The sequence below is a fragment of the Cupriavidus sp. FW305-3-2-15-C-LB2 genome, from assembly GCF_058787575.1.
This window is the reverse complement of sequence record NZ_JBYSZW010000072.1, coordinates 20,903-32,472: the sequence shown is the minus strand read 5'-3', so window position 1 is coordinate 32,472 and position 11,570 is coordinate 20,903. Positions and strand designations below refer to the sequence as shown.

Sequence of the window (11,570 nt, the reverse complement as noted above, 5' to 3'; positions counted from 1 at the left end):
CTATCCCCCAAACGCCGCCGCTGCCCGCTCCAGCCGATCCCGCACCCCCGCCCAATCCTGCCCTTCAGGCAACACCTCGAACATCAGCTGCGTATAGCCCTGCTTGTCGAGCTTGCGCAGCAAGCGGTAAAGCTCGCGCGCATAGGCCGCCGCATCCGCAGGCGCCTGCACCCAGGTACAGCGCTGGTCCACCAGCGGCGCCCGGCCGACCCACGCCACGCGGGCATCGTCCGGCAGCGAGGCCAGCTGCGCCGAAGCTGCTTGCGCATCGGCCAGCAGCAGCGGTGTGTGCGGCGCGTAGTGAGCCTTGAGCGTGCCTGAAGCCCGCGGCGCGGCCGCGTCGGGCGGCAGCGGGGCCGCGCCCAGTACCTGCGCCATCATCGCCGCGGTGATCGCCCCCGGCCGCAGCAGCACCGGGCCGATGCCCTGGTCCAGCCGCGACAGGTCGACGATGGTCGATTCGATACCGACCTCCACGCCATCGCCTTCCAGCACATAGACCGCATCGCCGAATTCATCGCGCACATGCTGCGCGGTGGTCGGGCTGACCTGGCCGAACTTGTTGGCCGACGGCGCGGCAATGCCGCCGCGGCCGCGCTTGAAGCGCGCCAGCAGCGCCTGCGCCACGGGGTGCGAGGGGCAACGCACGCCAATGCTGTCCTGGCCGCCGGCGACGGCCGGATGGATATGCGCGGCGCGCTTCAGGATCAGCGTCAGCGGGCCGGGCCAGAACGCGTCGATCAGTTGCTGCGCTGCCTCGGGGACCTCGTCGGTCCAGTAGCCGATATCGGCGCCGTCCACCACGTGGACGATCACCGGATGGTTCGACGGCCGGCCCTTGAGCGCGAAGATGCGGGCGACCGCCTCGGGGTTCTCGGCATCCGCACCGAGTCCGTAGACGGTTTCGGTGGGAAAGGCGACCAGTTGCCCGGCCTCGAGCAGGCGGACGGCTTCGTCCAGTTCAGCGGCCGTGGGCATGCGCGGCGACATCGTGTTCCTTGGAGCTATGGCTTCAGAGCGGGATATGCAGCGCCTGCGCGGCGGCGGCAAAGGCGGCGTCGGCCGCTTCGGCATGCTCGCCCACGCAGTTGACGTGGCCCATCTTGCGCGACGGGCGCGCATCGCCCTTGCCGTACAGGTGCAGCTTGGCGCCGGGTTGCGCCACCACCTCGTCCCAGGAAGGCGTGCGCTCCAGGCCGAACTCGAACCACACGTCGCCCAGCAGATTCAGCATCTTGCCGGCCGAGTGCTGGCGCGTGCTGCCCAGCGGCAGCCGCGCCATGGCGCGCACCTGCTGTTCGAACTGGCTGGTCTCGCACGCATCCATGGTGATATGGCCGGAGTTGTGCGGGCGCGGCGCCATCTCGTTGGCGACCAGCGAGCCGTCGGTCAGCACGAAGAACTCGATGCACAGCACGCCGACGTAGCCCATCTCCGTGGCGATGGCAGCCGCTGCGGCACGCGCGCGGTCGGCGATCTCGGGCGACACGCTGGTCGACGGCATCACCGTCGAGAACAGGATGCCGTCGCGGTGCACGTTCTCGGCCAGCGGCCAGGTGGCGGTGGAGCCGTCCGCGGCACGCGCGGCCAGCACCGAGACCTCATAAGCCAGCGGCAGCATCTGCTCCAGCACGCACGGCACATGCTGCATGGCGTTCCAGGCGGCGCGCACGTCGTCGCGCGTCTTCACGCGCGCCTGGCCCTTGCCGTCGTAGCCCATGCGCGCGGTCTTGAGGATGCCGGGCAGCACGTGGTCGGGCAGCTGGTCGACATCGGCATCGTGCTGGATCACCCAGTGCGGGGCCGGCGACACGCCGGTGCGCTCGGCGCACGCGGCAAAGAACTTCTTCTCGCCGATGCGGTTCTGCGCGATCGACACGCAGTAGCCGCGCGGCGCGACAAAGGCGCCCAGCTGCTCGAGCCGGTCCAGCGACAGCGACGGCACGTTCTCGAACTCGGTGCTTACCGCCTGGCACAGCTTGCCCATCTCGGCCAGCGCGGCCTCGTCGGTGTATTGCGCACAGATATGCTTGTCCGCCACCGAACCGGCCGGGCTGTCCTGGTCCGGATCGAGCACGCATACGCGATAGCCCATCGCCTGCGCCGCATGCGTGAACATGCGGCCGAGCTGGCCGCCACCCAGCATGCCGAGCCACGCACCAGGCAGGATGGGCGCGTCGGGACGGTCGACGCCGAACTCGGCGCGCGATTCCGGCGTGTGGGCTTCGGAGAGATAGGGATGGATATCGGTGGGCATTGCTAGGTTCCGTGGGATGTCCGGATGATTACAGCGGCAGCATTACAGTGGCAAAGTCATCGCGCGCGCGGCTTCGGTCTGCTTCGCGCGGAATGCTTCCAGCGCGCCGGCCAGCGCCTCGTCGGTGGTGGCCAGCGTGGCGATCGCGTGCAGCGCGGCATTGGCGGCACCGGCCTCGCCGATGGCGAAGGTGGCCACCGGCACGCCCTTGGGCATCTGCACGATCGACAGCAGCGAATCCTCGCCGCGCAGGTACTTGGACGGCACCGGCACGCCGAACACCGGCACGATGGTCTTGGCGGCGATCATGCCGGGCAGGTGCGCGGCGCCGCCGGCACCGGCGATGATGGCGCGGATGCCGCGGCTGCGCGCGCTCTCGGCATAGCGGAACATGTCGTCCGCCATGCGGTGCGCGGACACCACCTGGGCTTCGAACGGCACGCCGAAATCCTTCAGCATGGCCACTGCGTGCTGCATCACGTCCCAGTCGGAACTGCTGCCCATCACCACGCCGACCAGCGGCTTGTCTTGCTTGCTCACTTCAGATCCTTGATTGTTTGCTCCCCTCTCCCGCTTGCGGGAGAGGGGCCGGGGGAGAGGGCTGGCGTTTCCCGACGCGTGGCGCCTTGCTAAACCACCCCTCTCCCCGGCTCTCTCCCGCTGAGGGGAGAGGGAGAACACCGTCGGGAAATTGATAACTTACTGCAGTTCTTCGCCCGTCAGACGCGTCAGCGCTTCACGGTACTTGGCGGCGGTCTTTTCGATCACCTCGTCCGGCAGTTGCGGCGCCGGCGCGGTCTTGGGCCAGGGCTTGCCGTCGATGCGCACGGCTTCCAGCCAGTCGCGCACGAACTGCTTGTCGAACGACGGCGGGTTGGTGCCCACCTGGTAGGAATCGGCCGGCCAGAAGCGCGACGAATCGGCGGTCAGGACCTCGTCCATCAGCGTCAGCACGCCATTGTCGTCCAGGCCGAACTCGAACTTGGTATCGGCGATGATGATGCCGCGCGTGGCCGCAAACTCGGCCGCTTCCTTGTACAGGCGGATCGAGATATCGCGCATCTGGCGCGCCAGCGCGATGCCGATGCGGGCCTCGACTTCGGCGAACGAGATGTTCTCGTCGTGCTCGCCCATCTCGGCCTTGGCGGCCGGGGTGAAGATCGGCTCGGGCAGCTTCTGCGCGTTCTGCAGGCCGGCGGGCAGCTCGATCCCGCACACCTTGCCGGTGGCCTGGTAGTCCTTCCAGCCGCTGCCGGCGAGATAGCCGCGCACCACGGCTTCGACCAGGATCGGCCGCAGGCGCTTGACCACCACGGCGCGGCCCTTGACCTGCTCCACTTCCTCCGGCGCGACCACGGTCTCGGGCGCGATGCCGGTCTCGTGGTTCGGCACGATGTGCGCGAGCTTGCGGAACCAGAAGTTCGCCATCTGGTTCAGCACGCGGCCCTTGTCGGGGATCGGCTCGCCCATGATGACGTCGAACGCCGACAGGCGGTCGGTGGTGACGATCAGCAGCTTGTCATTGCCGACGGCATAGTTGTCGCGCACTTTGCCGTGGCCCAGCAGCGGCAGCGAGTTGATGGAGGACTGGTAGAGAGCGTTGGACATGATGGTTCCGATAAAACGGCGAAGCCGCCGGGCGCTGGATGCGTGCCGCGGCGGCCGGAACTGCAATCCGCCTTCCCCTAGCGCGGAAGGCGGACTAGGGACATTTACTGCACGACCTGCGACAGCTTGCCCGCCTTGTACTGCTGCGCGATATCGGTCAGGCCGATCGGCTTGATCTTGCCGGCCTGGCCTTCGCAGCCGAAGGCGATGTAGCGCGCCTTGCACACCTGCTTGGCGGCTTCGCGGGCCGGCTTCAGGTATTCGCGCGGGTCGAACTTGCTCGGGTTCTCGGCGAAGAAGCGGCGGATCGCGCCGGTCATGGCCAGGCGGATGTCGGTGTCGATGTTGATCTTGCGCACGCCGTACTTGATCGCTTCCTGGATTTCCTCGACCGGCACGCCGTAGGTTTCCTTCATGTCGCCGCCGAACTTGCGGATCTCTTCCAGCAGTTCCTGCGGCACCGACGACGAGCCGTGCATCACCAGGTGGGTGTTGGGGATGCGGGCGTGGATTTCCTTGATGCGGCTGATCGCCAGGATGTCGCCGGTGGGCTTGCGCGTGAACTTGTAGGCGCCGTGCGAGGTGCCGATGGCGATGGCCAGGGCGTCCAGCTGGGTGGCCTTGACGAAGTCGGCGGCCTGCTCCGGATCGGTCAGCAGCATGGAGTGGTCCAGCACGCCGACGGCGCCGATGCCGTCTTCTTCGCCGGCTTCACCGGTTTCCAGCGAGCCCAGGCAGCCCAGTTCGCCTTCCACGGTCACGCCGACGGCGTGGGCCAGCTGCACCACCTTGCGGGTGACGTCGATGTTGTACTCGTACTCGGCCGGGGTCTTGCCGTCTTCGCGCAGCGAGCCGTCCATCATCACCGACGAGAAGCCCAGGTCGATCGCGCCCTGGCAGATCGCCGGCGACTGGCCGTGGTCCTGGTGCATCACCACGGGGATGTGCGGGTAGGCTTCGACCGCGGCTTCAATCAGGTGGCGCAGGAAATGCTCACCGGCGTATTTGCGCGCGCCGGCCGAGGCTTGCATGATCACCGGGGCGTTGACCTCGTCGGCCGCCTGCATGATGGCCTGCACTTGCTCGAGGTTGTTCACGTTGAAGGCCGGCAGGCCGTAGCTGTTCTCGGCCGCGTGGTCCAGCAGCTGGCGCATCGATACGAGTGGCATGTCTAACTCCTAAATAAAAATTGGGTGTCTCTGTATTTTTCTGTCGGCGCTCAATACCCCACCCTGACAATCTTCAGGGTGTTGGTACCGCCCGGCTGCCCCATCGGTTCGCCGATGGTCAGCACGATGAAATCGCCACGCTGCACCACGCCCTGCGCCAGCAGCAGCTCTTCGGCCTGCTCGAGCGCGGTGTCGCGGTCGGCGCTGGACTGCAGCGGCAGCGGCACCACGTTGCGGTACAGCTGCATCTTGCGCTGCGAGGCCAGGTTGGGCGTCATCGCATAGATCGGCACATGGATGCGGTGACGGCTCATCCACAATGCGGTGGCGCCGGAATCGGTCAGCGCGGCAATCGCCTTCACCTGCAAATGATAGGCCGTGAACAGCGCACCCATCGCCACCGACTGGTCGATGCGCGAGAAGGTCTGGTTCAGGAAATCGGTGTCGAGCTGCACCACCTCGGACTTCTCGGCTTCGATGCAGACCGCGGCCATGGCCTCGACCGTCTCCACGGGGTAGCGGCCGGCGGCGGTTTCAGCCGACAGCATCACCGCGTCGGTGCCGTCCAGCACGGCGTTGGCCACGTCCGAGACCTCGGCGCGCGTGGGCACCGGGTTGACGATCATGCTCTCCATCATCTGGGTGGCGGTGATGGTCAGCTTGTTGGCCTCGCGCGCCAGCTTGATCATGCGCTTCTGCAGCGCCGGCACGGCGGCATTGCCCACTTCCACGGCCAGGTCGCCGCGCGCCACCATGATGCCGTCGGACGCCTGCAGGATCTCTTCCAGCACGCCCGGGCGGATCGCCTCGGCACGCTCGATCTTGGCGATCATGCGGGCCTTGTGGCCGTGCGGCTGGCCGGCCACGGCGGTCAGCTGGCGCGCCATTTCCATGTCGGTGGCATTCTTGGGGAAGCTGACGGCGACGTAGTCCGCGCCCAGGGCCATGGCGGTCTTGATGTCGTCCATGTCCTTGGCGGTCAGCGCCGGCGCCGACAGCCCGCCGCCCTGGCGGTTGATGCCCTTGTTGTTGGACAGCTCGCCGCCCACGCGCACGGTGGTGAAGATCTCGCTGCCGAACACACGGTCCACCACCAGCACGATCAGGCCGTCGTTGAGCAGCAGCAGGTCGCCCGGGCCGACGTCGCGCGGCAGGTCCTGGTAGTCCAGGCCAGCGCGCTGCTCGTTGCCGAGCTGGCAGCTCGAATCCAGGATGAACGGATCGCCCACCTTGAGCGTGATCTTGCCGTGCTCGAACTTGCCGACGCGGATCTTGGGGCCCTGCAGGTCGGCCATGATGGCGACCTCGCGCCCGCATGCCTGCGCGGCTTCGCGCACCAGGCGGGCGCGGTCGAGATGGTCCTGGGCGGTGCCGTGCGAAAAATTCAGCCGCACCACGTCGACCCCCGCCGCGATCATGCGGGTCAGGATTTCCAGCGAGCTGGAGGCGGGGCCGATGGTGGCGACGATCTTGGTGGAACGAGTCATGCGCGGAATTCCTGGTTCAGGGCCCCGGCAATACCGCCGGGCCCGGCGGATGCGTCAGCCTGCGGCGCGCTGCTCCAGCACTTCGAATGCGGGCAGCTTCTTGCCTTCCAGGAATTCCAGGAACGCGCCGCCGCCGGTGGAGATATAGCCCACGCGATCGGCAATGCCGTACTTGGCAATGGCCGCCAGCGTGTCGCCGCCGCCGGCGATCGAGAACGCCTTCGATTCGGCGATGGCCTGGGCCAGCACCTTGGTGCCGTTGCCGAACTGGTCGAACTCGAACACGCCCACCGGGCCGTTCCAGACGATGGTGCCGGCAGCCTTTAGCTGCTCGGCCAGCATCGCGGCGGTCCTGGGGCCGATGTCCAGGATCATGTCGTCGTCGGCCACGTCCTTGACGTCCTTGACGGTGGCCGCGGCAGTGGCGCTGAATTCCTTGGCGCACACCACGTCGACCGGGATCGGCACCGAGGCGCCCCGCCTGGCCATGATGTCGATGATGGTTTTGGCGTCGCCGACCAGGTCGGCTTCGGCCAGTGACTTGCCGATCTTCAGGCCGGCGGCCAGCATGAAGGTATTGGCGATGCCGCCGCCGACGATCAGGTTGTCGACCTTGTCGGCCAGCGACTTCAGGATGGTCAGCTTGGTCGAGACCTTGGAGCCGGCCACGATCGCCACCAGCGGGCGCGCCGGCTGGCCCAGCGCCTTGCCCAGCGCGTCGATCTCGGCGGCCAGCAGCGGGCCGGCGCAGGCGATCGGGGCGTACTTGGCGATGCCATGCGTGGTGGCTTCGGCACGGTGGGCGGTGCCGAAGGCATCGTTCACGTAGACGTCACACAGCTTGGCCATCTTCCGGGCCAGTTCGTCGCTGTTCTTCTTTTCGCCCTTGTTCACGCGGCAGTTTTCCAGCAGCACCACCTGGCCCGGCGCCACCTCGACGCCGTCGACCCAGTTCTGCACCAGCTTGACCGGCTTGCCCAGCAGCTCGGACAGGCGCGTGGCGATCGGCGCCAGCGAGTCCTCGGGCTTGAACTCGCCCTCGGTCGGGCGGCCCAGGTGGGAGGTGACCATCACCGCGGCGCCGCCAGCCAAGCATGCCTCGATGGCCGGCACCGAGGCGCGGATGCGGGTGTCCTCGGTGATGTTGCCGGCGTCATCCTGCGGCACGTTCAGGTCGGCGCGGATAAACACCCGCTTGCCGGAGATTTTGCCTTGGGAAATCAGGTCGGAAAGACGCAGGACAGAGGTCATGGCGATGGATGGCGCGAGATTTCGCTGGAATTCGGGGAAACGGGCATTTTACCTGATCGTGGTCAACGCTTTGCCGATTCCGGACCGTTACGCACTTAGCATGCGGCCCTTGCAGCACATTCAGGACAACCCCACAGGGTGCTAGTGACATACCTCCCCACGAAAGAAGGGTCAGCTCCATGCCCCTCTTGACCCCCGAGTGCGGTAATGTATGCAACGTCTGCTATAACAGACACGCAAAAAGCGCCAGAGCCGGTCTTGAAACGGCCATGACAACAGGCGGCCAAAATAACAAGCAGCCAAAAAGAATGCAGCCGGTGTGCGATCAGACGCAGCGCCGGCGCCGCGCATTTCCTTGTCGCGAATGCAGGGGGTGAGTCAGATGAAAGAAGCCGACATGCACGGAGCGATCCGTGGCTTGTACGAGGGCATTCTCGATCCCGGTGCCTGGCAGCAGAGCCTGCGCACCCTGACGGAACTGGCGGACACGGCACATGCCTCGATGATGGTCTGGGACACCGTCCGCGACCAGGTCACCGTCAATGAGATCGTCAATCCGGTGGTGGAACTGTTTTCCGAGTACGAATCGGACTACCAGGCCATCGATCCGGCCAAGCAGTACGCGCCGCGCCTTCGGCCGGGCGACTGGTATATCGACGCGCGCGAACTGGGCGAAGGCACCATGGCCCGCCATCCGTTCTACCGCGACTTCTTCCACCGCTACGACCTGCGCTCCTACGTGGCCTGCCTGGTCGAGCGCCAGCCCCACTACGAAGTCTATTTCTCGATGCAGCGCGCGCGCACGCAGCCGCTGTTCTCGCCCGACGACACCCGCGGCATGGACTGGATCATCCCGCATATGCGCAGCGCCATGGCCATGCGCGACCGCACGCTGGGGCTGACGGTGCTGGCGCGGCTGTCGACGCAGCTGGTGGAGCGGCTCAATTTTGCCCTGCTGGTGTTCTCGCCGCAGCGCCAGGTGCTGCTGAGCAACCGCGCCGGCGAGCGCTGGGCGCGGCGCCTGGACCCGGCCGGCAAGGTGTCGGACTGGAACCTGTCGCGCCCGTTCGCCGACATGGTCCAGGCCGCCTGCGATCCGCAGCGCGCGGTCGCCGCGCAGGCCGCCCGCGCCACCGACGGCAACGGTGCCTGCGCGCAGGTGATCGTGCTGCCGCTGCCGCCCTCGCACGCGTTTGCCGCGCCATGGCAGGAACCGGCGGCGCTGGTGATCGTGCATGAGCAGGACAGCGCGCCGCTGTTGCTGGCGCCGGTGCTGCGCGACCTGTACGGACTGACCCCGGCGGAGACCCGGCTGACCACCCAGCTCGCCACCGGACAGGGTCTGCCCGAAGCCAGCCAGCAGCTGAACATCCGCCACGAAACCGCGCGCACCCAGCTCAAGGCCATATTCCACAAGACCGGCTGCAACAGCCAGGCCCAGCTGACGCATCTGCTCTCGCGCCTGGGCGCGGCGCTGGACGAGGCCTGAACACCACGCGCCCGGCAGCGGGCCGGCGCCGCGCCTGCGGCCCGCCCGTTGCCCCGCGAAAAAAGTGCTAAAAGTACAAGAAGTAAAAAGAAGGGAAGCCATGAGCGACACACAGATGCACGACACCATTCGCGCGCTGTACGAGGGGATCTTCGATGCCGATGCCTGGCAGCGCAGCCTGGGCGCGCTGTGCCAGGCCAGCGGCAGCACGCATGCCCATCTGCTGGTGCTCGACACCGTCAACGAGCGCGTGCTGGTGAACCAGGAGGTCAACCCCATGCCGGAGGCGGTGGCCGCCTACAGCGAACACTACGTAGCCATCGACCCGGCCCTGCCGTTCGCCAGGCGCATGTCGGTGGGCAACTGGTATATCGATTCACGCGAGCTGGGCGCGCAGGCGATGCGCAAGTCGCCCTTCTACGGCGAGTTCCTGCGGCAATTCGAACAGTCATCGGTGATGGCCTGCCTGATCGAGCGCCAGCCGCACTACGACGTGTTCCTGTCGCTGCAGCGCCCGCAGGGCCACGACCACTATTCGCCCGAAGACGCGCGCGCGCTCGACTGGGCCATCCCGCACGTGCGCCATGCGATGGCGCTGCGCGACCGCACCCACCAGGTGTCGACACTGGCGCATGCGTCGGCGCAACTGATGGAGCGGCTGCCGTTCGGCGTGATCGTGTTCCGCGACGACGGCAAGCCGCTGATGGCCAACAGCATTGGCGAGACGTGGGTGCGCCGGCTGCTGCCGGCGGTGTCGGTCGAGACCCGCGCCGTGGCGCCGCCCGCCATAGCCGTGCGCGAGGAAGCCGACTGGCAGCTGTCGCGCCCGTTTGCCGAGGCGCTGCGGGCGGCATGCAACCCCGCCAACCCGCAGCCGGCGCAGGCGCTGCGTGCGGTCGACAGCGCCGGCCGCCAGGCCCAGGTCGTGCTGCTGCCGCTGCCGCCGGCACACCATCTGGCGATGGACTGGCAGCGCCCCAGCGTGCTGGTGGCGATCCACGAGCCCGGCACCGCGCCGATGACGCTGCCAGCCGTTTTGCGCGACCTCTACGGCCTCACTCCGGCCGAGACCCGGCTGGCACTGCAGCTGTCATCGGGCATCGGCCTGCCCGAGGCGTGCGAGCTGATCGGCATCCGGCGCGAGACCGGGCGCACGCAACTCAAGGCGATCTTCACCAAGACCGGGACGGGCACGCAGGCGCAACTGGCGCACCTGCTCACGCGGCTGGGGGTACGGACCTGACCGAGGCCGGCGCGCGTCAGTCGATCGACGCGCCCACGGTCTTGACCACCCCCGCCCACTTCTGCCGATCCCCCTTCACCGTAGCCTTGAACTGATCCACGGTCTCGACCCGCGGCGTGTTGCCGGCATCGATCAGCTTCTGGCGGATCGCCGGCGTTTCCAGCGCCACCTTCACCGCATCGTTGACCTTGCGCGCGATCTTCGGATCCAGCCCCTTGGGCCCGAAGAAGCCGAACCAGATGGTGCTGTTGAAGCCGGGCAGGCCGCTCTCGGCAATGGTCGGCACGTCGGGAATCACTTGCACGCGCTGCTTGGTGGTCACGCCCAGCAGGCGCACCTTGCCGGCGCGGTACTGCGGCAGCACGCTCTGCACCTGGTTGAAGATGCAGCAGACCTCGCCCTTCACCACCGCCTGCAGCGCGTCGGGGCCGCCCTTGTAGGGCACGTGGACCATGTCCAGGCCGGCGCGCGCATTGAACTCGGCAAAGGCCAGGTGCGTGCCGGTGCCGTTGCCGGTGGAGGCAAAGTTGTACTTGCCCGGGTTGGCCTTGACCTTCTCGATAAACTCCTTGACCGACTTCACGTCCAGCACCGCCGGGTTGACGGTCAGCACGTTGGAGACCTCGACCAGCGGCGCGATCGGGGTGAAATCGGCCTCGGCGTCGAACGGCAGGTTCTTGTACAGCGCCGGGTTGATGCCGTGCGTGGCGGCGGTGCCCAGCAGCAGCGTGTAGCCATCCGGCCTGGCATGCGCGACCACCTCGGAGGCGACGTTGCCGCCGGCGCCCGGCCGGTAGTCGTAGATGATGGTGGTCTTCAGCGACTTCTGCAGCGGCTCCTGCAGCGTGCGGCCGACGATGTCGACGCCGGAGCCGGCAGTAAAGCCCATCAGGATCGTCACCGGCTGCGTCGGCCACTCCCCTTGCGCGCGGGCGGGCGAGCTGACCGTGCTGATGGCAGCGGCGGCGCACAGCGCGGCCAGGCCGGTAGCGGAACGGAAGGACAAGCGCGGAAGCAGGCGGGACGAAGTAGGCATGGGGGGCACCGTCGGTAAGTATCAGCAAGA

10 protein-coding genes are annotated in these 11,570 nt (G+C 67.4%); 2 read left to right on the top strand and 8 right to left on the bottom strand.

The window, feature by feature from the left end; translation table 11 throughout:
* From AC3WRR_RS33090 to AC3WRR_RS33060, 7 genes are all read right to left on the bottom strand, one after another.
* Positions 1-990, bottom strand: coding sequence for an L-threonylcarbamoyladenylate synthase (locus tag AC3WRR_RS33090; RefSeq protein WP_010812193.1), 990 nt, complete (start codon positions 988-990; stop codon positions 1-3).
* A gap of 22 nt (positions 991-1,012) precedes the next feature.
* Positions 1,013-2,257 (bottom strand): 5-(carboxyamino)imidazole ribonucleotide synthase, encoded by a 1,245-nt coding sequence (locus AC3WRR_RS33085; RefSeq protein ID WP_011614582.1) that lies wholly within the window; start codon positions 2,255-2,257, stop codon positions 1,013-1,015.
* A 42-nt stretch (positions 2,258-2,299) separates the two neighbouring features.
* Positions 2,300-2,797 carry a 5-(carboxyamino)imidazole ribonucleotide mutase gene (gene purE, locus AC3WRR_RS33080; protein ID WP_010812195.1) on the bottom strand — a complete coding sequence of 166 codons (498 nt, stop codon included), beginning with the start codon at positions 2,795-2,797 and terminating at the stop codon, positions 2,300-2,302.
* A gap of 159 nt (positions 2,798-2,956) precedes the next feature.
* On the bottom strand, positions 2,957-3,865 hold the full coding sequence (locus AC3WRR_RS33075) for a phosphoribosylaminoimidazolesuccinocarboxamide synthase (protein WP_010812196.1): 909 nt from the start codon (positions 3,863-3,865) through the stop codon (positions 2,957-2,959).
* Between the two features lie 104 nt (positions 3,866-3,969).
* Complete coding sequence (fba, locus tag AC3WRR_RS33070; RefSeq protein WP_010812197.1) at positions 3,970-5,034, bottom strand: class II fructose-bisphosphate aldolase; 1,065 nt, start codon at positions 5,032-5,034, stop codon at positions 3,970-3,972.
* A 50-nt stretch (positions 5,035-5,084) separates the two neighbouring features.
* A complete protein-coding gene (gene pyk, locus AC3WRR_RS33065) occupies positions 5,085-6,521 on the bottom strand; it encodes a pyruvate kinase (RefSeq protein ID WP_010812198.1) in 1,437 nt (478 codons plus the stop codon).
* 54 nt (positions 6,522-6,575) lie between these two features.
* On the bottom strand, positions 6,576-7,772 hold the full coding sequence (locus AC3WRR_RS33060) for a phosphoglycerate kinase (protein ID WP_011614581.1): 1,197 nt from the start codon (positions 7,770-7,772) through the stop codon (positions 6,576-6,578).
* 382 nt (positions 7,773-8,154) lie between these two features.
* Between AC3WRR_RS33060 and AC3WRR_RS33055 the strand changes: the two genes are divergently transcribed.
* On the top strand, positions 8,155-9,261 hold the full coding sequence (locus AC3WRR_RS33055) for a helix-turn-helix transcriptional regulator (protein ID WP_439671276.1): 1,107 nt from the start codon (positions 8,155-8,157) through the stop codon (positions 9,259-9,261).
* A gap of 100 nt (positions 9,262-9,361) precedes the next feature.
* On the top strand, positions 9,362-10,504 hold the full coding sequence (locus AC3WRR_RS33050; protein WP_439671275.1) for a helix-turn-helix transcriptional regulator: 1,143 nt from the start codon (positions 9,362-9,364) through the stop codon (positions 10,502-10,504).
* Between the two features lie 16 nt (positions 10,505-10,520).
* Here the strand turns inward: AC3WRR_RS33050 and AC3WRR_RS33045 are convergent, their stop codons facing one another.
* The gene (locus AC3WRR_RS33045) at positions 10,521-11,540 is read right to left on the bottom strand and encodes a Bug family tripartite tricarboxylate transporter substrate binding protein (RefSeq protein WP_439671274.1); all 1,020 of its coding nucleotides are present in this window, start codon (positions 11,538-11,540) and stop codon (positions 10,521-10,523) included.
* Positions 11,541-11,570 lie beyond the last annotated feature (30 nt).